This is a genomic window from Nocardia sp. NPDC060249 (genome assembly GCF_042728755.1).
Lineage (GTDB): Bacteria > Actinomycetota > Actinomycetes > Mycobacteriales > Mycobacteriaceae > Nocardia.
This window is the reverse complement of the sequence record NZ_JBHXAQ010000018.1, coordinates 37,076-57,653: the sequence shown is the minus strand read 5'-3', so window position 1 is coordinate 57,653 and position 20,578 is coordinate 37,076. Positions and strand designations below refer to the sequence as shown.

The 20,578-nt window shown below is 68.2% G+C and carries 25 protein-coding genes; 11 read left to right on the top strand and 14 right to left on the bottom strand.

Annotated elements, in window-relative coordinates; translation table 11 throughout:
- Positions 1–247: 247 nt before the first annotated feature.
- The 7 genes from ACFWFP_RS32595 to ACFWFP_RS32565 form a co-directional block, all read right to left on the bottom strand.
- Positions 248–907 (bottom strand): MspA family porin, encoded by a 660-nt coding sequence (locus ACFWFP_RS32595; protein ID WP_379301547.1) that lies wholly within the window; start codon positions 905–907, stop codon positions 248–250.
- A 66-nt stretch (positions 908–973) separates the two neighbouring features.
- Positions 974–1,654, bottom strand: a complete 681-nt coding sequence (locus ACFWFP_RS32590; RefSeq protein ID WP_379301545.1) for an MspA family porin — start codon at positions 1,652–1,654, stop codon at positions 974–976.
- A gap of 524 nt (positions 1,655–2,178) precedes the next feature.
- Complete coding sequence (locus tag ACFWFP_RS32585) at positions 2,179–2,400, bottom strand: hypothetical protein (protein ID WP_379301543.1); 222 nt, start codon at positions 2,398–2,400, stop codon at positions 2,179–2,181.
- Complete coding sequence (locus ACFWFP_RS32580; protein WP_194826720.1) at positions 2,397–2,939, bottom strand: MogA/MoaB family molybdenum cofactor biosynthesis protein; 543 nt, start codon at positions 2,937–2,939, stop codon at positions 2,397–2,399. The genes ACFWFP_RS32585 and ACFWFP_RS32580 overlap by 4 nt, the downstream gene beginning before the upstream one ends.
- Entirely contained in the window at positions 2,939–4,363 is a 1,425-nt protein-coding gene (locus tag ACFWFP_RS32575; protein ID WP_379301541.1) for a trypsin-like peptidase domain-containing protein, read from the bottom strand. The genes ACFWFP_RS32580 and ACFWFP_RS32575 overlap by 1 nt, the downstream gene beginning before the upstream one ends.
- Positions 4,364–4,455: 92 nt before the next feature.
- The gene (locus ACFWFP_RS32570) at positions 4,456–5,910 is read right to left on the bottom strand and encodes an ATP-binding protein (RefSeq protein ID WP_379301539.1); all 1,455 of its coding nucleotides are present in this window, start codon (positions 5,908–5,910) and stop codon (positions 4,456–4,458) included.
- A gap of 9 nt (positions 5,911–5,919) precedes the next feature.
- The gene (locus ACFWFP_RS32565; RefSeq protein WP_358071318.1) at positions 5,920–6,606 is read right to left on the bottom strand and encodes a response regulator transcription factor; all 687 of its coding nucleotides are present in this window, start codon (positions 6,604–6,606) and stop codon (positions 5,920–5,922) included.
- A 291-nt stretch (positions 6,607–6,897) separates the two neighbouring features.
- On the opposite strand from ACFWFP_RS32565, the gene ACFWFP_RS32560 reads away from it, so the two are divergent.
- From ACFWFP_RS32560 to ACFWFP_RS32535, 6 genes are all read left to right on the top strand, one after another.
- Positions 6,898–9,684, top strand: a complete 2,787-nt coding sequence (locus tag ACFWFP_RS32560) for an ATP-binding protein (protein WP_379301537.1) — start codon at positions 6,898–6,900, stop codon at positions 9,682–9,684.
- On the top strand, positions 9,681–10,085 hold the full coding sequence (locus ACFWFP_RS32555) for a roadblock/LC7 domain-containing protein (RefSeq protein ID WP_056813970.1): 405 nt from the start codon (positions 9,681–9,683) through the stop codon (positions 10,083–10,085). Before ACFWFP_RS32560 ends, ACFWFP_RS32555 begins: the two co-directional genes overlap by 4 nt.
- A 6-nt stretch (positions 10,086–10,091) precedes the next feature.
- Entirely contained in the window at positions 10,092–10,463 is a 372-nt protein-coding gene (locus ACFWFP_RS32550; protein WP_056813973.1) for a DUF742 domain-containing protein, read from the top strand.
- Between the two features lie 4 nt (positions 10,464–10,467).
- A complete protein-coding gene (locus ACFWFP_RS32545; protein WP_067449734.1) occupies positions 10,468–11,067 on the top strand; it encodes an ATP/GTP-binding protein in 600 nt (199 codons plus the stop codon).
- Positions 11,060–11,836 carry a hypothetical protein gene (locus ACFWFP_RS32540; RefSeq protein WP_379301535.1) on the top strand — a complete coding sequence of 259 codons (777 nt, stop codon included), beginning with the start codon at positions 11,060–11,062 and terminating at the stop codon, positions 11,834–11,836. Before ACFWFP_RS32545 ends, ACFWFP_RS32540 begins: the two co-directional genes overlap by 8 nt.
- Positions 11,837–12,340: 504 nt before the next feature.
- Positions 12,341–12,565, top strand: coding sequence for a hypothetical protein (locus ACFWFP_RS32535; protein ID WP_379301533.1), 225 nt, complete (start codon positions 12,341–12,343; stop codon positions 12,563–12,565).
- Positions 12,566–12,636: 71 nt separating this feature from the next.
- Here the strand turns inward: ACFWFP_RS32535 and rpmF are convergent, their stop codons facing one another.
- Genes rpmF through mrf form a run of 3 tightly spaced genes read right to left on the bottom strand, consistent with a single transcriptional unit; the run spans position 12,637 to position 14,381 of the window.
- Positions 12,637–12,810, bottom strand: a complete 174-nt coding sequence (gene rpmF, locus ACFWFP_RS32530; protein WP_378635926.1) for a 50S ribosomal protein L32 — start codon at positions 12,808–12,810, stop codon at positions 12,637–12,639.
- Between the two features lie 3 nt (positions 12,811–12,813).
- Positions 12,814–13,080: a type B 50S ribosomal protein L31 gene (locus tag ACFWFP_RS32525; RefSeq protein WP_379301531.1), complete on the bottom strand. Its 267-nt coding sequence runs from the start codon at positions 13,078–13,080 to the stop codon at positions 12,814–12,816.
- Positions 13,077–14,381, bottom strand: coding sequence for a ribosome hibernation factor-recruiting GTPase MRF (mrf, locus tag ACFWFP_RS32520; protein ID WP_379301529.1), 1,305 nt, complete (start codon positions 14,379–14,381; stop codon positions 13,077–13,079). Before mrf ends, ACFWFP_RS32525 begins: the two co-directional genes overlap by 4 nt.
- Before the next feature lie 103 nt (positions 14,382–14,484).
- On the opposite strand from mrf, the gene rpmB reads away from it, so the two are divergent.
- The 4 genes from rpmB to rpsR are packed head-to-tail and all read left to right on the top strand — an operon-like array spanning position 14,485 to position 15,500.
- Positions 14,485–14,721, top strand: a complete 237-nt coding sequence (rpmB, locus tag ACFWFP_RS32515) for a 50S ribosomal protein L28 (RefSeq protein ID WP_194826729.1) — start codon at positions 14,485–14,487, stop codon at positions 14,719–14,721.
- A gap of 9 nt (positions 14,722–14,730) precedes the next feature.
- Entirely contained in the window at positions 14,731–14,901 is a 171-nt protein-coding gene (gene rpmG, locus ACFWFP_RS32510; protein ID WP_379301527.1) for a 50S ribosomal protein L33, read from the top strand.
- The gene (gene rpsN / locus ACFWFP_RS32505) at positions 14,901–15,206 is read left to right on the top strand and encodes a 30S ribosomal protein S14 (protein ID WP_379301525.1); all 306 of its coding nucleotides are present in this window, start codon (positions 14,901–14,903) and stop codon (positions 15,204–15,206) included. The genes rpmG and rpsN overlap by 1 nt, the downstream gene beginning before the upstream one ends.
- A gap of 36 nt (positions 15,207–15,242) precedes the next feature.
- Positions 15,243–15,500, top strand: a complete 258-nt coding sequence (rpsR, locus tag ACFWFP_RS32500; RefSeq protein WP_067449582.1) for a 30S ribosomal protein S18 — start codon at positions 15,243–15,245, stop codon at positions 15,498–15,500.
- A gap of 59 nt (positions 15,501–15,559) precedes the next feature.
- Here rpsR and ACFWFP_RS32495 read toward each other — a convergent pair whose 3' ends face one another.
- Positions 15,560–16,117: a LysM peptidoglycan-binding domain-containing protein gene (locus tag ACFWFP_RS32495; protein ID WP_379301523.1), complete on the bottom strand. Its 558-nt coding sequence runs from the start codon at positions 16,115–16,117 to the stop codon at positions 15,560–15,562.
- Positions 16,118–16,286: 169 nt separating this feature from the next.
- Between ACFWFP_RS32495 and ACFWFP_RS32490 the strand changes: the two genes are divergently transcribed.
- Positions 16,287–16,730 (top strand): hypothetical protein, encoded by a 444-nt coding sequence (locus ACFWFP_RS32490; protein ID WP_379301521.1) that lies wholly within the window; start codon positions 16,287–16,289, stop codon positions 16,728–16,730.
- A 54-nt stretch (positions 16,731–16,784) separates the two neighbouring features.
- On the opposite strand, the gene purH is transcribed toward ACFWFP_RS32490, so the two are convergent.
- Genes purH through ACFWFP_RS32475 form a run of 3 tightly spaced genes read right to left on the bottom strand, consistent with a single transcriptional unit; the run spans position 16,785 to position 20,571 of the window.
- A complete protein-coding gene (gene purH, locus ACFWFP_RS32485) occupies positions 16,785–18,350 on the bottom strand; it encodes a bifunctional phosphoribosylaminoimidazolecarboxamide formyltransferase/IMP cyclohydrolase (protein ID WP_379301519.1) in 1,566 nt (521 codons plus the stop codon).
- Positions 18,343–19,023 (bottom strand): phosphoribosylglycinamide formyltransferase, encoded by a 681-nt coding sequence (purN, locus tag ACFWFP_RS32480; protein ID WP_379301573.1) that lies wholly within the window; start codon positions 19,021–19,023, stop codon positions 18,343–18,345. The genes purH and purN overlap by 8 nt, the downstream gene beginning before the upstream one ends.
- Positions 19,024–19,059: 36 nt before the next feature.
- Entirely contained in the window at positions 19,060–20,571 is a 1,512-nt protein-coding gene (locus tag ACFWFP_RS32475) for a DUF6350 family protein (protein ID WP_379301517.1), read from the bottom strand.
- Positions 20,572–20,578: the final 7 nt, after the last annotated feature.

Below are 20,578 nucleotides of genomic sequence, written 5' to 3'. Positions count from 1 at the left end.
CACCGCTGGCAACAGGACAGCACGCCCTGCCGGGAGGTGGATCGAGAAGCTGGTCGTCACCGGATCGGCGCGACTCTCAGCCGATCGGCGAACGAAAACGCAAGATGATTTCGACTGCCGGAGCGGTCGATTCGGGTTCAACATAGTGAGACTGACTCGTAATGTCCAGCGATACGAGGGCGAGCGCACAACAAAACGGGCCGGTCGCAGAGCGACCGGCCCGTTTCGAGTGCGGGATGCGAACAGATCAGCCGAGGCTGAACGGAGCGCCCCACAGGGTCACCCAGGAGATGACATTGTCGGTCTCGACCTCGACGGACACGAAGGCACGCGCCTGCGCGTAGCCGGCGCAACCGCTCAGGCCGATGGTGGTGTCGGACCAGGTCACCGAGCCGGAGCCGTTCTTGAACTTGTTGCTCTTGCTGTGCGATTCGCTGCCGAAGTCGTCGGCCTGCTCGCGGTCGAGAATGTAGAACGAGGACGACTGGCCGGGGCCGAGCGACAGCTCGCCACCGGTGGTGATGCCACCGGAGCCGTTGCCCTCGGGGTCGACCGAGACGTCGCCGCCGCCGGAGACGCCGCCGCCCGAGATGTTGACCTGGCAACCCACGGTGTAGCCCGGGTAGATCTTGCCGGAGCCGCCGTCGGAAACGGTGACCTGAGCACTACCCGAGACCCACGAGTTGCGGTGCACCGGAGTGGAGCCCATGGACGGGCTGATCAGGGCCGACTCACCGACCAGGGCGATGTCGACGACGGTGCCGTCGGACAGCGTCTTGGTGATGTGTCCACCCGGCAGGGGAACGAAGGTATCGGCATTGGCCGCGCCCGTCGAGAACAGGCCGACGGCCACGGTGGCCGCAGCGCTGACGCCCGCCACCTTCGCCATGAACTTACGGTTGATCATAGGATTTGTCCCTCGAGGATTGAGTTCGCCGCAGCGAGAAGAAGATTCGTGCCGGATCGAAGAACGTCAGCCGATGCTGAACGGCATGCCGTACAGGGTGGTCTTCGAGTAGTTGTCGCCGATGACCTCGACGACGGTGTACGCCCGGGCCTGCGCGTAGCCGGCGCAGCCCTGGATCTCGATTTCCGCGTCCTGGTAATCGATCGCGTAGGTACCGGCCTTCAGGATGTCCTTCGAGCTGATCTGCACGAACTTCACTTCACCGGGGCCGAGGTTGACGCCGATGGAGCCGCCCGCGGTCACGCCGCCGGTGCTGATTCCGCCGGAGACACCGGCGCCGATGGCGTCATCGGCGATGCTCACCTGGCAACCGACGATGTAGCCGGTGTTCAGCTGGGAGGCGCCGTGCGTCGACGAGTTGTTCGAGCCGGGACGACCGGTCGGGCCGTTCCAGGGGCCGACCTCGCCCTCGGGGGTCTCGGCGACCTCGGCGATCGCGGTGCCCGAGACCCAGACGACGCGACCCGCGCCGTTGGCGGCCATCGACGGCGAGATCAGGGCGGACTCGTGGGTGCGGGTGATGGTCACGCCAGCAGGGCTGACCTTCTGGCCGTCCGGCAACGGCACGAAGGTATCGGCATTGGCGGCACCGGTCGACAGCAGGCCCAAGGCCACGGCGGCCGCGGCAGCGCCGACGCCCGCGGCACGGACGCCACGGCGCACACCGGTGGTGCGGTTCTCGCTCATACTTCCCCTCATCAGGTGTCTAACAGCCGGCTTCGACTTTCGAAGCCGGACAAATGGACCTCACAGGGCCCAGATCAGTGTGTCGCCCCTTTGTTGCCGTTACGTAACTAACTGTTATTTCGACGATACGGCCGGGGCCGGTGTGGCGAACCCGAGCCAGGGTTCCACCGGGTGGTTCAACGCACGGAGATGGGAGTACTGCGGGGACCGATAGTTGGTGGCTCAATGGCGAACATTAAACGCCGTTCCATGGATACGGCAACGAAAGAGTTCGTAAATTTCACTGTGAAGCACGGCACACATTCGTACATCGCCACATGCCTTGACGTGCATTGATGCAGTCGTAGAGTGCCCTGTCATGACGCCTTGACAGGAGATGGCCACGGGTAACGATCTGGGTCGCCTAACGACAAAAGACCACGCTTTCGCGTGGTCTCGAGTATTTGTCCGCAGCACACCTTCGTACCGCATTCGGCAATTCCAAGGCCGCTTATTACGTAGCGGCTACGTAGATAACGGGCTGATCACCCGTGGTGCGGTGGAACTTGCGACCGTAACCAATCGTCGGTGCCGGAGCCGCGTGAACCCTCGCCGCGTTCGTCACCGGTGGTCTCCGGGAGAACATCGCCAAAGATCCTCGCCAGTCGCGCCGCCTCGGCCGCTTTCCGTCGCAACTCCTGCGCCGAAGCCGGTTCCCGGCCCTGATCATCGGGGCCGGGAACCGCGTCGCGAGGGTCGGATGTCATTCGTCCAGACCGGACAGTTCGCCGATCACCTTGCTGGCCAGCGGGCCGAGGGTGGCCATGCCGTCGCGGACCGACGCGCGCGTGCCGGGCAGGTTCACCACCAGGGTGCTGCCGGAGATGCCTGCCACGCCGCGGGACAGGCCGGCGTCGAGCGAGCCCGCCACCCGGCCGGACGCGCGCAGCGCCTCGGTGATGCCGGGCAGTTCACGGTCGAGCACCTGCGTGGTGGCCTCGGGGGTGATGTCGCGCGGCGACATGCCGGTGCCGCCGACCGAGATCACCAGGTCGACACCGCCGATCACCGCGGTGTTGAGCGCGTTGCGGATCTCGACCTCCTCGGCCTGCACCGTCACCGAGGCGTCGACGAGGAAGCCTGCCTCGTTGAGCAATTCGGTGACGAGCGGGCCGAGCGAATCCACGCCGCCATGAGCCGTCCGATCGTCGACGACAACAACCAGTGCGCGCCCTGCCACGGGAGCATCGATGTCCATGGTCATCACCGTAGCGCCTACGCACGACAGGTTTGCGTTCGAACGCATCATCGGCCGCCTTCCGCCGCCGCGGCGGTGAGCGTGACCTCGACGGTCTTGGAGTTACCGCCCTGTTCGTCGGTGTAGGTCACCTTCACCTTGTCTCCTGGCTGATGTGAGCGGACGGCGGCGATCAGCGCGTCGCCGGAGTCGATGGGACGGTCGTCGAGGCGGGTGATGACGGCGCCCGCGGGGATGCCCGCCTTGGCGGCGGGGCCGTCGGGGGTGGCCTCCAGTACACGCGCGGCGGTGTCCTGCGGGCGCAGTTTGATGCCGATCTGGGCATAGGTGGCATGGCCGGTCTTGATCAGTTCGTCGGCGACCCGGCGCGCCTGATCGACCGGGATCGCGAAACCGAGGCCGATCGAACCGCTCTGGGTGCCGCCCGCCGCCTCGCCGCCGAGGCTGGCGATGGCGGTGTTGATGCCGATCAGCTTGCCCTGTCCGTCGACCAGCGCGCCGCCGGAGTTGCCCGGGTTGATCGCCGCGTCGGTCTGGATCGCGTCGATCACCGGGTTCACCTGGCTCGGCGTGCCCTCGCCGCTGGTCGAGACCGGGCGATTGAGAGCCGAGACGATGCCGGTGGTGACCGTGCCGGCCAGGCCCAGCGGCGAACCGATCGCGATCACCGGCTGGCCCACGGCCAGACCCTCGGAGGTGCCGAGTTCGATCGGGGTGAGGCCGGTCTTGCCGCTGACCTTGATCACGGCCAGGTCGGATACCGGATCCGCGCCGATCATGGTGGCCGGCGCGGTGCTGCCGTCGCTGAACACCACTTCCATCTTCGCCGAGGCACCCGCGCCCGCGGCGACGTGATTGTTGGTGAGGATCAAGCCGTCCGTGGACAGCACGACCCCGGAACCTTCGCCGGACGCGCGATTCCCCGCGACCTTGATCATCACGACACTGGGCAGCACCCGCTGCGCCACCGCCTGCGTGGACCCGGCGGGCGCGTTGGCGACATTGTTGACCGCGGGCTTCGGCGCCTCGAGCGCGTTGGTCACCGGCGCGGGACCCGAGTCGACGGCGAGCACTCCGACAACGCCACCGACACCACCGCTGACCAGAGCCAGCGCCGTCGCACCGGCGATCAGCCCGAGCCGCAACGGCTTTCGCTGCGGCGTCGGCGCGGGACCGAAGGCCTGGGGCGGCGCGCCGTGCGGCGGCTGACCACCCTGCGGCGGCCGGCCACCTAGCGCCATGGGGCCGCTGTAGGGCGCGGAACTCCCGAAGGGCGCATGGTCGCTGTGGGCCTGCTGTCCGCCGAAGGGTGCCTGCCCGCCGTGGGGCTGGTCGCGGTAGGGCGGCTGGTCGCCGAAGCCTGGCGCCTGCCCCTGCTGCCCGGCCGGCGGACCCGACTCGGCGGGATGGCCCGCGTCGCCCGGTCCGGTAGCGGCGGGCCGGTCAGCAGGGTGCTGGGGATCGTCGGTCATGGTGTCTGTCTCCTCACGCTTGCAGACCAGCTTCCTGACGGCTACTGAGAGGCGGCTGAGATCGGACTATCAGTTCCCCGTGACTCCCGCGATCACTCGGCGGCGGAGTCGTCGAGAACGGTCGGTGCCTCCCCCGGCAACACGATGCGCACCAGGGCGCCGCCACGATCGGAGGTGTCCACCGCGATGGTGCCGCCGTGTTTGGTCACCACCTGCTTGACGATGGCCAGCCCGAGGCCGGAACCGGGCATCGAGCGCGAGGCGGTCGTGCGGTAGAAGCGTTCGAACACCAGCTCACGTTCACCGGTGGGGATGCCGGGGCCCGCGTCGCCGACGGCCAATTCGAGAAGTCCCGGACCGGCCGGGCGCATGCTGATCCGCACGACCGCGTCGGGCGGACTCCACTTGGCCGCGTTGTCGAGGACGTTGAGGACGGCCCGTTCCAGCCCCGCCTCGTGCCCGTAGACGAACCAGGGCGCCAGATCGGCCACGAAGGTGATCCCCACCCGTCTGCGGCGCGCACGCTCGAGCGCACGCTCGGCCACCTCGCCGAGATCCACCCGCTCGTACACGGTTTCGGGGGCATCCTCACGGGCCAGGTCGACCAGGTCGCCAACCAGTGTCGACAGCTCACCGATCTGGGCGACCACATCGGCGCGCAATTCGGCCATGTCCTCGTCGGGCAGCCGGGGCGCGCCCGGCCTGCCCGAGGCGATGAGCAGCTCCATGTTGGTGCGCAGCGAGGTGAGCGGTGTCCGCAGTTCGTGGCCCGCGTCGGCGACGAGTCGGCGCTGACGATCGCGTGATTCGGCCAGCGCCCGCAGCATCGTGTTGAAACTCTCGGTGAGTCTGGCCAGTTCGTCGTCACCGGTCACCGGGATGGGCGTCAGGTCGTCGGTGCGGGCGACGCGCTCGGTGGCCGCGGTGAGCCGGGCGATCGGGCGCAGACCGGTGCGGCCCACCGCGGTTCCGGCGGCGGCGGCGAGCACGACGCCACACGCGCCGACCACGAACAGCAGCCAGGCCAGCTGATCGAGCACCTCACGGGTGCGGTAGAGCTTCTGCGAGATGATCAGCGTCGCGCCGCTGTGCGTGCGCGCGGCGAGTACCCGCTGGTCACCGACGGTGCGCAGCGAGGAATTGATCTTGCCGTCGGCCACCGCGAGCTCCTGGGCGCCGACCGGCGGAATCGTCTGCTGGGGTGGCATATACGGCTTGTGACCGGCATAGATCAGCGCGACGCCGACATCGTTGGAGAACAGCCCGGCCAGCACGATCGACTGGAAACCGGCGGTCTCGAAATTGTTGTTGATCATCGTCGCCGCCCTGGCCTCCAGCTGGGCGTCGACATCGGCGTAGAGCGCGCGCGCCACCATCGCGTAGGCGGCGATCGAGGTGACCGCGACCGCGATCAGCACCACCGACGCCGCCAGCAACGTCACCCGCCAGCGCAGGGACACCGAGCGGGTGAGCGGGGTCGGCGGACGCATCTCGCTCGCGTCCAGCGGCCTGCCGAGAACGGCGACCGCGGGTTCCTTGTGTGCCATCTCGCCCGCCTACGGAGGGGTCTCGCGGAGCACGTAGCCGACGCCACGCACCGTGTGGATCAGTCGTTCCTCGCCGTCGGCCTCGGTCTTGCGGCGCAAATAGCCGATATAGACCTCCAGCGCGTTGCCGGAGGTCGGAAAGTCGTAGCCCCAGACCTCTTCGAGGATTCGCCCGCGAGTGAGCACCCGGCGCGGATTGGCCATCAACATCTCGAGCAAAGAGAACTCGGTGCGCGTCAGACTGATCGCGCGTTCGCCGCGCGAAACCTCGCGGGTGACCGGATCCAGCGACAAGTCAGCGAACACCATCGCTTCCGACGCTTCACCGGGATCGGGCGTTCGACGACGCAGCAACGCCCGTAAACGCGCCAGCAATTCCTCCAACGCGAAAGGTTTCGGCAAATAATCGTCGGCGCCCGCGTCGAGCCCGGCCACGCGTTCGGACACCGAATCGCGCGCGGTCAAAACGAGAATCGGCAGATCGTCGCCCGTGCTGCGCAGCCTCCGGCACACTTCGAGGCCGTCCAGGCGCGGCATCATGACGTCGAGAACCAGCGCATCGGGCCTGGCCGCGGTCACTTTTTCGAGTGCGTCCAGACCATCGACGGCCAGGTCGACGGTGTAGCCGTTGAAGCTCAGTGACCGGCGCAGTGATTCCCGCACCGCGCGATCGTCGTCGACTACCAGAATGCGCATGTGCTGTAGTTTGCCGTGACCGACTGAGAACGTACTGAGAGGGTTCGGCGCGCCGAACGTCGTGTTCTCGGCGACGTGTGTTGTAGGTCTTGACAAACCTCAACGAATCGTCGTTGTGTCAGCGCATATTCGGCGAATTACAGACCGCGTGGCCCGGATTGCCGATGCCCACTCGGCACGGTATCTTTCCTGCGGTAAAAGAAGACCTCCAGTTGGTTCTGCGCTCGCATCGCTCCGCGACCTCCCCGCGCGGGCCGGGGTCACACGTGGAAGCAGAGGCAACGCACGCGGATGGAACCTGCATCGCGCTCCTGGCAATTCAGCCTGTCCAACTGGTCGGTTACGCGCAAGGTCGGTGTGGTGCTGGTGCTGCCGGTGATGCTCGCGACCACCTTCGCCGTGCTGCGGATCAACAACGAACTGCAGACGATGACGCAACTGGGCGCGGCCACCGAACAGGCCACCGTCATCCGTCCCGTCGTCAAATTCGCCACCGCGACCGAACAACTCGCCGTCGCCGCGACGGCCAACTGGGGTGCGATCGCCGACCCCCAGACCGACGCCGCGCTCACCACCTACGACCAGGCGCTCGCCGAGGTGCAGAGCGCGCTGCGCTCGGCCCGCATCGATCCGGGTGTCGCCAGTGAACTCACCGCGGCCACGACCACCGGCGCCACCCTGCGCAACACGGTGCGCGGCGGCTCCCCCGCGATGGTCGGCGAGCAGACCGACGAGATCGGCGAACGGATCGGCAACGCGCTGTCCAAGACCCCGCAGGTCGAGGACTTCGTCGTACAGCGCTACTTCCTGCAGCTGACCGCGCTGCACCAGGCCCGCCGGGTCCTCACCCGTGAGCGCACCCTGGTCGTCTCGCCCGAGTCGGGTCGCAGCCAGAGCGCGCGGTCGAAGATGCTCGTCGAGCTCGGCTCCGAAGCGAACATGATCAAGACCTACGGGATGATCCTGCCCGAGCACGCGGGCAGCCAGGCCGCGCTGCTCGACGCGGTGCAGACCCGGATCAGCGTGTTCAGCCAGAACAACGGCGATCCGACCACCAACGCGGCGGTGCTCAACACGCTCCAGGTGAGCGCCGACACCTACGCCTCCACGATCTCGGCGCTGCTCGACAACATCGACCACACCCTCGACAGCAACACCGCGACCGCCCAGACCGGCGCCCTGCGCGAGACCACCCTGGTGCTCGGCATGCTGCTGGCGGGCCTCGCGCTCGCGCTGGCCGTGGCCCGCACCCTGGTGGTGCCGGTGCGCAGGCTGCGCCGCGACGCGCTCGAGGTGGCGCACGTGAAGCTGCCCGACGAGCTGGCCGTGGTCCGCAGCGGCGGGGCGACGCCGGAGATCATGCCGGTGGGTGTGCACTCCACCGACGAGATCGGTCAGCTGGCCCGTGCCGTCGACGAGATCCACGAGCAGGCGCTGAATCTGGCGGGCGACCAGGCCCGCCTGCGGCTGCAGATCGGCAACATGTTCGAGACGCTGTCGCGGCGCAGCCAGTCGCTGGTGGAGCAGCAGCTCGCGCTCATCGAGGAACTCGAGCACGACGAGGACAACCCCTCGCGCCTGCAGACGCTGTTCCGCCTCGACCACCTCGCCACCCGCATGCGCCGCAACGGCGACAACCTGCTGGTGCTCGCGGGCACCGTGCTGCGCCGTGGTCATCTGCCGCCGGTGCCGCTGTCGGACATGCTGTGGAGCGCGGTCTCGCAGGTGGAGGACTACCAGCGGGTCGAGATCGGCAATGTGCCCGACGGTGTCGTGGCCGGTGAGTCCGCGGTCGATATCGAGCACCTGCTCGCCGAGCTCATCGACAACGCGCTGCGCTACTCCCCGCCGAGTACGTCGGTGGCGGTCATCGTCGGCCGGGCGGTCGACAGCGGCTACCTGATCGAGATCACCGACCGCGGTCTCGGCATGTCGGCCGACGATCTGCAGACGACCAACGACCGGCTCGCCTCCGGCGGTGAGGTCACCATCGAAACCGCCCGTCGCATGGGTCTTTTCGTGGTCGGCAGGCTCGCCAAGCGGCACACCATCACCGTCAGCCTGCGCCGCACCAGCGGTGCGGCCCCGCAACCCGGCATCACAGCCAGCGTGCATCTGCCCAGTGCGCTCGTCGCGCCGTCGCCGCCCATGGCGTCGGGTCCGCCCACCGGGCCGAACCCGATCGTGCCCGCCGGGATCGGGCCGTACGCGCTGACTCCGGCCGATATCACCGGCCCGAATCCGATCATGCCGACCGGACCTCGCCCCTTGGTTTCGCTCGACGCCGTGACCGATCTGGACCTGCCTGCCTCACCGCTTCCCGCGCTGCCGACGTTCGCGGGCCCGAATCCGCTGGTCCCGACCAATGGTGCAGGCACGCCCATAACCCCGCTGAGCAGCGTCGGTCTCCCGCAACGCGTTCCGGCCGCGGTACCGCCGCCGCCTCCGGCACCGGTCACCGTCGAACCCGACGAGGACGCGGCACCGGCGGGCCTGTGGGCAGAACACGATCACGATCACGACACCGACGATCTCCCGGTGTCGACCGATCCGCCGGCGCCCGCCCCCGACTCGTCGCCTTTCGGTCTGCCACAGCGCATCCCCGCGAGCGCGCTGGCCGAGCTCGCCGCGTCGTCCGCACCGGCCCCGACCCAGGAACCGGAACCGGCGCCGCGTCCCATCGACGTCGACCCGATGCCGACTACGAGCACCCGCTTGCAGCCGGTTTCCGGACCGGCACCGACCCCGATCTACCAGCGGATGGTCTCGGAGTGGCTCGTTGAACCCGCCTCCGCCCCTACCGAACCCGGTAGCGGCAACGGCGCGTCGTGGAGCGCCCCCGGCGACGCGGGCTGGTCGGCCGCCGCCGAGGCGGACCACCCACCCACGTCCTCGCGAACGAGCGGCGGGCTGCCGATTCGCAAGCCGGGCGCTCAGCTCGTCCCCGGTGGGCTCACTCCCGCGGAGGAAGCGGGCGCGCGCGACCCCGAGGAGATCCGCAACAACCTGACCCGACATCTCAGCGGCGTCCGTAGCGGCCGTGCCGAGATCCAGTACAACGACGGAGGCCTCGAATGAGCAACGCGCACCCCACAGACGAGAATCTGAACTGGTTGGTCGCCCGCTTCACCCGCGACGTACCCGGCGTCTCGCACGCGGTGCTCGTCTCGGCCGACGGACTGCTCCAGGCGACCAGTCCCCATCTACCCGCGGATCGCGCCGAGCAATTGGCCGCTGTCACCGCCGGTCTGGCCAGCCTGTCGATGGGTGCCGCGCACCTGTTCGACGGCGGCAAGGTGATGCAGTCGATCGTGGAGATGCAGCGGGGCTATCTGCTGGTGATGAGCGTCGGAAACGGTTCGCACCTGGCGGTTCTGGCCAACAAGAGCCACGACATCGGCCGCATCGGCTACGAGATGGCGTTGCTCGTCGACCGGGTGGGCTCGGCGGTTACCGCCACCGCCCGCTCCGCCGGCTGAGGTGAGATGTCGAGCCCTTACGGATCCGATCATCGGCCGACTACCCGGGTCAGGCCCTATGCCCTGACCTCCGGCCGCACCGAACCCGCGATCGCGCTGCCCTTGGAAGCGGTCGTCGAAACGGTTTCTTATACAGCGCACAACGACTGGTCCGCAGGCGATTTGCGGATCGAAATCGTGCGTCTTGCCACACATCGGCTCTCTGTCGTCGAGATTGCCGCATACCTTGGTCGCCCACTGGGTATGGTCCGGGTGATGATCGGTGATCTCGTAGTGGGCGGGATTCTTCGAGTGCATTCGACGCTGACCGAACAGGCGAGCTACGACGAACGCCGATCACTGATGGAGAGGACTTTGCGTGGACTCCGTGGCCTCTGATGGCATGCGCGCGCCGGCACAAGAACAACGGGTCGCGTCGACCAAGATCGTCGTGGCCGGCGGATTCGGCGCCGGTAAAACGACTTTCGTCGGTGCGGTGTCGGAGATCGTGCCGCTGCGCACCGAGGCGATGGTGACCCATTTCTCCGACGGCATCGACGATCTCGCCGAGACGCCGGAAAAAGAGACCACCACCGTGGCCATGGACTTCGGGCGCATCGTGCTGCCCGGAAACCTGGTGCTCTACCTGTTCGGCACCCCGGGCCAGAAGCGATTCTGGTTCATGTGGGACGACCTGATCCGTGGCGCCATCGGCGCGGTGGTGCTGATCGATACCCGCAGGCTGGAAGACAGTTTCGCCGCCGTCGACTTCTTCGAGGCGCGCGGGCTGCCGTTCCTGATCGCGGTGAACCGCTTCCCCAACGCGCCCCGCTTCCCCATCGCCGAACTGCGCGAAGCGCTCTCGGTGCGCGAGGGCATCCCGATCGTCGACATCGACGCGCGCAACGCCGTCGAGGTCCGTCAGGCACTGGCGGCGGTGACCGAATACGCCATCGCCCAGCTCGAGCCGCAACAGTTCGAAGGAGCGGGCAGGCGTGCCTGATCTGCTCGCCGCGACCGGTGCCGAGACATTCGCGCACGGCACCGGGATCGCGTGGCTCGCGCTCGACCTGTCGGCGCTCGGCGCGCTGGTGTCGTTCGCCTGCGTCCGGCATGCGAAGTACTCGATCCGGTTCCGGCTGATCTGGCTGACGATGGCCGCGGTCTCGCTCGGCGGGGTCGGGCTGTGGCTGGCGAATTCCGTCGCGCTGCTCGCGATGCGGGTGAACGAGAGCATCATGCGGTACAACGTCGCGCTCGGCGCGGCGGCGCTGGCCATCGCGGTGGTCGGCGTTCTGGCCGGATTGCTGATCAGTGGCCGGACCCCGCAGGTGCCGCGGCTGATCATCGGCGGGCTGACGATGGGGTTGAGCGTTGGACTCTCGACGTATCTGACCCTGGACGCGCTCGCCGTGCAGGGCACCGTCGACGAGTCGCTCGGCCTCATCGGGGTGTCGGTGCTGGTGTCGATGGCGCTGTGCACCGCGACCCTGTGGGCGTCGCAGGTGGTCCGGCGGGTGCCGATGCGGGTGCTGGTGTCGGTGCTGTTCGCGCTCGGCGTCGCGGCGGTGTACTACACGGCCATCGCCGCGCTGAACTTCTCGATCGATCCGGGTATCCGGACACCGGCCGGGATGCCGCTGTTCGACCTGGTGTTCCCGATGTTCGTGATCGGTGCGCTCGGCCTGACCGTGCCGATCACCGCGGTGCTGGTGGCACCGGATCGGCGCGATGTCGCGGCTCCGGTGCGTCAGCCCGTTCCGGCCCGGTGAAGGTAACCAGCTAACGTCCGGTTTGTCGGAATCTTTCCGGTCTTCCGCCCCGCTGATCCGAGCTCTCGCAACCTGCGGCGAACTGCCGCGAAAACCGCCTCTGAAGTGGCGATGAGCGGGTTCCCCATACTCGGGGAACCCGCCCTCCCGCACGAGAGTACAGACCTGTGCGGGACTCCGCATCAGTGGTTCGGGAATTTTCTTGTGGCGAAAAACAAACCGAGAGTTGGTAATTCGACCGTCAGCAAACTCTCCGCAAGCCCTGGAATACACCCGTGCCAAGTGGTGCGCGCCACATGGTTAACGGGGCGGTTGCCCCACACCCTCCTACAGGGCCCTGAACAGGCATAACAGCGCCGGAGTAAGTCCCCTGGACAGGGGGCAGCGCAGAACGAACCGCCGAGCACCCGGAAGCTCACCACGTGGTGCGCCAACCGAGTTATGGTCGCTGAAGGGCGCATTCGTCTCGCCCGGCACATCCAAGGTTCGTTCGAAGGAGTTCGTATGGCCGTCAACGTGGTGCTCGACAAAGTCCTCGACAAGGAATTCGAGAACAAGACGCTCGCCGAAATTCTCGCCGCGCCCCCGTCGGCGCTGGCCGGCCTCACCGAGGCGCACGACAAGCAGTTGCTCGAGGCGCTGAAGATCAAGACCATCGCCGACCTGGGCAACAACAAGTTCTTCCAGCTCGCCGCGGCCCTCGTGGCGCTGGCCGAGCAAGAAGGATGAGACGGGCCGCACACCCGCGACAGTAGAGACGACAATGGCCTGCCGGGCGGTTCCGGCAGGCCATTGTCGCCTCAGAGCCGGGCGGGGTCGATCATGCCTTTCCGTACCGCGTTGACGATGCGGCGCGGGACCCGGTACTCGACACCACCCACGGTCACCGGGACCAGTTGTGGCACTTCCGCTTTCCACTGTGCGCGTCTGCTGCGCGTGTTCGAGCGCGACATTCTGCGCTTGGGGACCGCCATGACTCAGCCTTCCTTGCCTGCGCGCGAGCGCTTTCCGTACTTGCGCTCGAACTTCTCGACCCGGCCCTGGGTGTCGAGGTTGCGGGCGGTGCCCGTCCAGAACGGATGCGAATCCGAGGTCACGTCGACGAGCATCAGCGGGTAGGTGTTCCCGTCGGCCCATTCGATCGTACGGTCGCTGGTCGCGGTCGACCTGGTCAGGAACTGTTTCCCGGTGCTCGCGTCCTCGAACACGACGGGGTGGTAGTCGGGGTGGATGCCCGCTTTCATGCCGTTTCTCCTCTCGGGTTTGTGCGCTCGCTCGCCGAGGCCGTTGCCTCGGTGGGATCGGCGCAGGGATCTTGGTGCCAGTCGCCGAAGGGGTCCCCCCACAACGCGACTCGTTCCGGCGCCCGGTCGACGAGCAGCAGTTCGTCGTCCTCGACCAGTGCCCAGTGCAGGGCGTGCCGGATCTCGGTGGGGTCGGCGTCGTGGGCCAGGATCACCAGCGAGACATCGCGGTCGCCGAACCGCGCGTCCCAGCCCAGCGCGCCCATCGCCCGCCGATCAGGGTCGGCGGCAGCCTGTTCCTCGGCGCTCATCGCGGCCAGCCAGCGACCGGCGCCGCCGACCCGAAGTCCGCCACCGGCCGACTCGAGCCAGACCACGTGATCGGGCTGGGTCGCCAGCCAGATCCGGCCGCGGGCGGTGACCACGCCGTCGAGGAGTACATCGAGGGCCTCGTGCAGCCGCTCGGGATGGAACGGCCTGCGCGCGGCGAATTCGACGATCGAGACGCCACAGTCGGTGCTCAGCGGCGGCTGCCCGCGCAACAGCGGTGCGTGCGCGTCGAAGATCCGGCCGCGGCGGGAGTCCGCGGGCACGCGAGTCAGCAACGCACCGATCTCGATGGCGTCGAAGCCGGATGGTTCGGGCAGCCAGGCGACCGGCGCGGCGGGCGCGAGGCGGGCGAGCACGGCCGCCAGCCGGTCGTGGTCGAGCGCGTCGGCGCCCGCGGTGAGTACCACCAGCGCGTCGGCGAAGTCGACCTGGCCGACGGCCACCTGCGCGACCGTGCGCTCGTCGTCGGCCGAGGCGAGCCCGCGATCGGCCAGTACCTCGTCGCCGGTGGCGTCGGCCAACCACTGCTGACCGTCCAGGCAGGTCAGCACGGCTTCGATCCGCACCGTGCGGCCCGCGGGCCCGTCGACGCGATCGGCTACTCCGCTGACCTCGACATGCTCGATCGCGTGGCACAGCGCCTCCGCCTCGATGCCCGGATCCAGCGCGAGCACGATCCGCTCGACATGGTCGCGCGTGGCGAGCGTGCACAGCATCGGCAGCAGATCGGCGCGCAGCGTGCACGACACGCACCCGTGCGCCAGTTCGAGCACCGTGGTGCTCACGGTGCCCGCGGTCCGCACCGTGCGCCGCACCACGCCCTCACGCAGTTCGGCGAGGTCGTGATGCACCACCACGGTGCCCGGGTCCTCGCTCAGCGTCGCCGCGATGTGCTCGACGCCGCCCATGGCGGGTCCGGAGAAGCCGGCCAGCAGCACCACGGGCGTTCTCCGGTCTGACTGGTCCAGCACCCGATACCCCTTTCGACAATGATTTTCATTTACCTCAGGGCGACTGTACAGTGCGGAATAATCATTGTCGAAAATGGTTGTCATAACCATGGAAGGAGGTCGCATGTCGGCCCACTGCCAGGTCACCGGTCGCAAGCCCGGCTTCGGAAAAGCCGTCTCCCACTCGCACCGGCGCACCAACCGACGCTGGAACCCCAACATCCAGCACAAGACCTACTATCTGCCCAGCGAGGGCCGCCGCATCACGCTGACGGTCTCCACCAAGGGCATCAAGACCATCGACCGCGACGGGATCGAGGCTGTGGTGGCCCGCATCCGCGCTCGTGGGGACAAGATCTAGGAGCTGAACATGGCCTCGAAAACCACCGATATCCGCCCGATCGTCAAGCTGAAGTCCACCGCGGACACCGGCTTCACCTACGTCACCCGCAAGAACCGCCGCAACGACCCCGACCGGCTGGTGCTGCGCAAGTACGACCCCGTCGTGCGCCGTCACGTCGACTTCCGCGAGGAGCGCTGATGGCGAAGAAATCCAAGATCGCCCGCAACGAGCAGCGCCGCGAGATCGTCGAGCGGTTCGCGACCCGGCGCGCCGAGCTCAAGGAGATCATCCGCAAGCCGAGCACCGGCGACGCCGAACGCTCGGCCGCCCAGGCCGAACTGCGCAACCAGCCACGCAATGCCAGTCCGGTACGATTGCGCAATCGGGACGCTGCTGACGGCCGCCCACGCGGCTATCTCCGCAAGTTCGGCCTCTCCCGTGTTCGTGTGCGCGAGATGGCCCATCGGGGTGAGCTTCCCGGGGTCCACAAATCGAGCTGGTAGAGACTCCCCAAACTGATTCGTGAGAAGGAATATCCCATGGCAGTGAAGCGAGCACCGTCCAAGAAGGCACGCGCCGACCAGGGGCGCAAGCCGAAGAAGAATCCGCTGATCGCCGCGGGCATCGAGTACGTCGACTACAAAGACGTCAACCTGCTGCGGACCTTCATCTCCGATCGCGGCAAGATCCGCAGCCGCCGCGTCACCGGCCTGACCCCGCAGCAGCAGCGTCAGGTCGCCGTCGCGGTGAAGAACGCGCGCGAGATGGCGTTGCTGCCGTTCACCACCACCAAGTAGCGCCGTGAACGCGAGAATGGCCCCGAAGCTGTTGCCTCGGGGCCACTTTCGTCAGTGTCCTACGGGATGGTCAGCACCTGACCGGCGTTGATCAGATCCGGGTTGTCGATGCCGGAGGCCGCGGCGATCTCCTGGTAGCGGTTGCCGTCACCGTAGAAGCGCTCCGAGATGGCCCACAGGGTGTCGCCCGACTCGACCGTGTAGGTCTGCGCGGCCGGCGGCGGCGGGACCTCTTCGGCGATCGGGGCGGCCGCGACCGGCTCCGGTGCGGGCAGCGGGTTGTCGGTGTTGGTGGCGGTGGCCCACGCGACCGAGCCGTCGGTGCCGTAGAGCACCACGTTGCGGTCGGGCTGCACCACCAGCTTCTCGACGTTCTTGCCGCTGGTGTCGGTCGCCCAGATGCGCGCGCCGCCACCGCTGTAGACGACGAAGTCGCCGTCGTGCTGCAGGGCCGCGCGCTGCGCGTCCTGCCCGTGCGTCATGGCGGCCCAGACGACGTTGCCGTCGGGCTCGGTGAGCACCAGGTTGCCATCCGGCTGCAGAGCCAGGGTGTACGCACCGCCGGTCAGGGACTGCCCCAGTCCCAGTTCTTCGCCTACGCGCAGCGTGTCGCCCACGTTGTTCCTTTCGAAGATCGCCAATTACAGAGCCCAACAGACGATGCCTGCCGATTGCCGCAGTGCCGCATCGCAGCCGAATGTAGTCGCCGCGGCGGGGAAATGGAGGAGTTATGCGCAGGGTTCGCGGAAAGTTCACGGTCGGGTCGTGCCGTCTAAGGTTGACACCATGACGACGATGTCGCGCTACACCGCCGCCGCGGCAGCCGTGGCCGTGCTGATCGCACCCCTCACCGCCTGCGGATCCTCGGATAACCCTGCGTCCCAACCGGATACGTCGATGACGAACACCCGCCCCGAAGACCCGAAGCCCGGCATCGGGCAGCCCTTCACCGCGGACCCCACTCTCGTCAACCCGAACCCGATTCCGTTCACGTCCTGGAACCGACTGAGCGACAACATGATCAGCGTCAACTTCCAGACCGGCAACCCCGAGTGCTACGCCGTGGACGCCACCGTCACCGAGACCGCCGAGGCGGTCACCGTCGCGCTGCGCTCCGGGACCCGAGCGGACTCCGTGAACAAGATGTGCACCATGAACGCCGTGTTCGGCACGCTGGAAATACCCTTGAGCTCGCCGCTGGGCGGCCGCCAGGTACTCGACGCCGGATAGACGAAAACGGGTGCCGCACCGAGGATTCGGCGCGGCACCCGAATCGGGTTCGACTCAGTGAGCGAAGTGGCGAGCGCCTGTCAGGTACAGGGTGACGCCGGCTTCCTTGCAGAGTTCGATGGTGTCCTTGTCGCGGATGGAACCGCCCGGGTGCACGATCGCGCGAACACCGGCGGCCACCAGGATCTCCGGCCCGTCCGAGAACGGGAAGAAGGCGTCGGAGGCGGCGACGGAGCCCTTGGCACGCTCCCCCGCGCGCTCGACGGCGAGCTTGCAGGAGTCGACTCGGTTGACCTGACCCATGCCGACGCCGACCGCGGCGCCGTCCTCGGCGAGCAGGATCGCGTTCGACTTCACCGAACGGCATGCGCGCCAGGCGAATTCGAGGTCGGCCAGGGTGGTGACATCGGCCGGGTCGCCCGCGGCGAGGGTCCAGTTGACCGGATCGTCGCCCTCGGCGTCGAGCACGTCGCGGTCCTGCAGCAGCGCACCGCCGCTGATCGGGCGCAGCTCCACGCCCTTGCGCTGCGGCGCGTCGGCCACCAGCACGCGCACGTTCTTCTTGCGCTGCAACACTTCCACGGCACCGGGCGCGTACCCGGGAGCGATGATCACCTCGGTGAAGATCTCGGCGACCTGCTCGGCCATCTCGACGCTCACCTCACGGTTGGCCGCGATCACACCACCGTAGGCGCTGACCGGGTCGGTGGCGTGCGCCTTGCGGTGCGCCTCGGCGATATCGCTCGCCACGGCGATGCCACACGGGTTGGCGTGCTTGATCACCGCGACCGCGGGCTCGTCGAAGTCGAACGCGGCCCGCCAGGCGGCGTCACCGTCGGTGTAGTTGTTGTACGACATCTCCTTGCCGTGCAACTGCTTCGCCTGCGCGATGCCGGCCGTGCCGTCGTTGCTGGTGTACAGCGCGGCGGCCTGGTGCGGGTTCTCGCCGTAGCGCAGCACCGCGGCGCGTTCCCACGAACCGGCGACCCAGCCCGGGAACTGCTCGGTCTCCTCGGCCACGGCGGGTACGGCGACCGAGCCCATCCAGCTCGCGACGGCCACGTCGTAGCTCGCGGTGTGCTGGAAGGCCTTGGCGGCCAGCGCGGTCCGCTCGGCGAGAGTGAACCCGCCGGACTTCACCGCGGCGAGCACGTCGTCGTAGTCGGTGACGTCGACGACCACACCCACCGACGGGTGGTTCTTCGCCGCGGCACGCACCATCGACGGCCCGCCGATATCGATCTGCTCCACACACTCGTCGACGCTCGCGCCACTGGCCACGGTCTGGGTGAACGGGTACAGGTTCACCACCACCAGCTGGAACGCCTCGACACCCAGCTCCACGAGCTGGTCGACATGCTCGGCGCGACGGGTGTCGGCCAGGATGCCCGCGTGCACGCGCGGATGCAGCGTCTTGACGCGGCCGTCGAGGGTCTCCGGGAACCCGGTCAGATCCTCGACCTTGGTGACCGGAATCCCGGCCTCGGCGATCTTGCCCGCGGTCGACCCGGTCGACACCAGCTCCACACCGGCCGCGTGCAGGCCGGTGGCGAGCTCGATGAGCCCGGTCTTGTCGTAGACGCTCACCAGCGCCCTCTGGATCGCCTTACGTTCACTCACCGGTGTGCTCGCTCACTGGTATTTCTGCCTTTCGTCCGTCGGAGACAATGCCTCGCGTCGCGACGGCGGCGATGACCTCCGCCAGTAACCGTCGCTCGACAACCTTGATGCGCTCCTGCAGCGTGTCCTCGTCGTCGCCGGGCATCACGGCGACCGCTTCCTGCGCGAGGACCGGGCCGGTGTCCACGCCCGCGTCGACCAGGTGCACGGTGCAGCCGGTGACCTTGACGCCGTAGGCGAGCGCGTCACGCACCCCGTGCGCGCCGGGGAACGACGGCAGCAGCGCGGGATGAGTGTTGATGAGCCGGCCGCCGAAACGTTCCATGAACGCGGGGCCGAGGATTTTCATGAAGCCCGCCAGGACCACCAGATCGGGCTTGTGCGCGTCGACAGCCTCGGTGAGGGCGACGTTCCAGGCTTCCCGATCGGCATAATCCGCGAGCGCCACCTTGAAATGCGGCACTCCGGCGGCGTCGGCGTGCGCGGTGGCCGGGCAGTCCCGGTCGACACCGACGGCCACGATCTGCGCCGGGTAGCCCGGCTCGCGGGCGGCGGCCAGCAGTGCGTTGAGCAGCGAGCCGGTGCCCGAGGCCAGAACGACGACGGTAGCCGGTGTTCTGGCGGGCTTCCACGGGGCAAACGAGGACGTCAGCGCTCTACTCCTGCGTGTGATCGGGCGGCGGCGATGGCGATAGGCGCCGGGTCGAGCTTAGCGACCGGGGGTCTTGTCCTCGTCCGGCAGGTCCGACTCGACCACTTCGACGTCGACGATGTCGTCGGCGGGCTCGTCGGTCGAGCCGGGTGCGGCGATGCTCACTTCGACGTCGTCGTCGAAGTCCTCGACCAGTTCGCCGTCGACTTCGACTGCGGGATCGTCGTATTCGACAGCGTCGGCGTACTCGTCGGGATCGTCCTCGTCGTCGTACTCGTCGTCGTCGTAGTAGTAGTCGTCGTCCTCGTAGTCGTCCGCGTCGTCGTATTCGTCGTACTCCTCGGCCGGCGCGGTCGGTGCCAGGAAGCGGCGGGCGAACACCATGCCGACGAAGCCGCCGAAACCGAACCAGGTGACCATCAGCACGACCAGCATCAGCAGATCGACACCGACCCACCCGATGGCGCCGAGCTGGCCGCTGCCGAGGATCGCGAGCACCAGGAACGTCAGCGTGGACAGCGCGGCGCAGGTGAGGGTCGCCCACGGCGCGCCGGGCCGATCGTCGCTGGTGCGGCCGAGTTCGATCCCGCCGAGCACGCCGACGGCGAGCGGGACCAGCAGCAGCGCCGCCCACCACGGGGACGCGGGCCCTTCCGGCACGGGAATCAGCGCGGGCAGCACCGGCATGTGCCCGCCGGTCACGCCGAACAGCCCGACCGAGCCCGCGCCGAACAGCACCGCGGCGCCGCTGAGGATCCCCGCCGCGCCGATCACTACGTTCGGCAGATAGAGCAGCGACAGCAAGGTCATACCCAGCACGTCGGTGACGTTGTGGGCCTGCTGAAAGGCACCGTCGAGCCGGCCCAGGTGCGCGAAGAAGGAGATCACGGTGGCCAGCGCGGCGCAGCCGAGCATGCGCAACACGGTGCGACGCGCGGCGCGGGCGCCGAGGACCGCCCATTCCGGGATCTCGACCGGCACCAGCGCGCACAGCGAACCCCACGCCCGGCCGGCGATCCCGGCGGCGGCCGCGAGCAGATACAGCACGAACACCCATCCGAACGCCGCGATCGGACCCGCCGATTCGAGCGGGGTGACGCCCGCGGCGTCGCCGGTGACGGCGAGGCAGACGGCGGTCATCAGCAGCGGCCCGGCCAGCACCGCACCGGTCAGCCAGCCCAGCTCGACGGGAGTCGGGCGGTTCGGGACGGCACGCGCGCATTCACGGGCGGCCAGCCAGACCAGCACAGCCGTCGGCACCAGCGGCAACAGGCCGAGTGTCGTGCGGCCGACCGTGAGCGGAACCTGGTGGGCGGCAAGCCATGTCGCGGCGACCGCGGCGGGCGCGCTGGTGAGATCGGTACCGGTGGTGAGCATGACCACGAGGACGAGCAGCACCGTCGTGGCCAAGGCGGTGATCGTCGGCCGCGCCGCGACCAGCAGCAGGGTTCGCGCCCGCTCGGGCGAGAGCGACCACCAGCCGGGCTCGTGCTCGGGCGGTGATGCGACTGTCTCCCCGGTGCCGCGTGACCCGGAGGTCCGGCGCACGAGGGCGTTACGGGAGCTCATGACAATT

What these genes read in the sequence shown, in the direction of transcription:
- ACFWFP_RS32595 (WP_379301547.1), bottom strand. Translation starts at nt 907, where the DNA reads ATGATCAACCGTAAGTTCATGGCGAAGGTGGCGGGCGTCAGCGCTGCG.
- ACFWFP_RS32590 (WP_379301545.1), bottom strand. Translation starts at nt 1,654, where the DNA reads ATGAGCGAGAACCGCACCACCGGTGTGCGCCGTGGCGTCCGTGCCGCG.
- ACFWFP_RS32585 (WP_379301543.1), bottom strand. Translation starts at nt 2,400, where the DNA reads ATGACATCCGACCCTCGCGACGCGGTTCCCGGCCCCGATGATCAGGGC.
- ACFWFP_RS32580 (WP_194826720.1), bottom strand. Translation starts at nt 2,939, where the DNA reads ATGCGTTCGAACGCAAACCTGTCGTGCGTAGGCGCTACGGTGATGACC.
- ACFWFP_RS32575 (WP_379301541.1), bottom strand. Translation starts at nt 4,363, where the DNA reads ATGACCGACGATCCCCAGCACCCTGCTGACCGGCCCGCCGCTACCGGA.
- ACFWFP_RS32570 (WP_379301539.1), bottom strand. Translation starts at nt 5,910, where the DNA reads ATGGCACACAAGGAACCCGCGGTCGCCGTTCTCGGCAGGCCGCTGGAC.
- ACFWFP_RS32565 (WP_358071318.1), bottom strand. Translation starts at nt 6,606, where the DNA reads ATGCGCATTCTGGTAGTCGACGACGATCGCGCGGTGCGGGAATCACTG.
- ACFWFP_RS32560 (WP_379301537.1), top strand. Translation starts at nt 6,898, where the DNA reads ATGGAACCTGCATCGCGCTCCTGGCAATTCAGCCTGTCCAACTGGTCG.
- ACFWFP_RS32555 (WP_056813970.1), top strand. Translation starts at nt 9,681, where the DNA reads ATGAGCAACGCGCACCCCACAGACGAGAATCTGAACTGGTTGGTCGCC.
- ACFWFP_RS32550 (WP_056813973.1), top strand. Translation starts at nt 10,092, where the DNA reads ATGTCGAGCCCTTACGGATCCGATCATCGGCCGACTACCCGGGTCAGG.
- ACFWFP_RS32545 (WP_067449734.1), top strand. Translation starts at nt 10,468, where the DNA reads ATGCGCGCGCCGGCACAAGAACAACGGGTCGCGTCGACCAAGATCGTC.
- ACFWFP_RS32535 (WP_379301533.1), top strand. Translation starts at nt 12,341, where the DNA reads ATGGCCGTCAACGTGGTGCTCGACAAAGTCCTCGACAAGGAATTCGAG.
- rpmF (WP_378635926.1), bottom strand. Translation starts at nt 12,810, where the DNA reads ATGGCGGTCCCCAAGCGCAGAATGTCGCGCTCGAACACGCGCAGCAGA.
- ACFWFP_RS32525 (WP_379301531.1), bottom strand. Translation starts at nt 13,080, where the DNA reads ATGAAAGCGGGCATCCACCCCGACTACCACCCCGTCGTGTTCGAGGAC.
- rpmB (WP_194826729.1), top strand. Translation starts at nt 14,485, where the DNA reads ATGTCGGCCCACTGCCAGGTCACCGGTCGCAAGCCCGGCTTCGGAAAA.
- rpmG (WP_379301527.1), top strand. Translation starts at nt 14,731, where the DNA reads ATGGCCTCGAAAACCACCGATATCCGCCCGATCGTCAAGCTGAAGTCC.
- rpsN (WP_379301525.1), top strand. Translation starts at nt 14,901, where the DNA reads ATGGCGAAGAAATCCAAGATCGCCCGCAACGAGCAGCGCCGCGAGATC.
- rpsR (WP_067449582.1), top strand. Translation starts at nt 15,243, where the DNA reads ATGGCAGTGAAGCGAGCACCGTCCAAGAAGGCACGCGCCGACCAGGGG.
- ACFWFP_RS32490 (WP_379301521.1), top strand. Translation starts at nt 16,287, where the DNA reads ATGACGACGATGTCGCGCTACACCGCCGCCGCGGCAGCCGTGGCCGTG.
- ACFWFP_RS32475 (WP_379301517.1), bottom strand. Translation starts at nt 20,571, where the DNA reads ATGAGCTCCCGTAACGCCCTCGTGCGCCGGACCTCCGGGTCACGCGGC.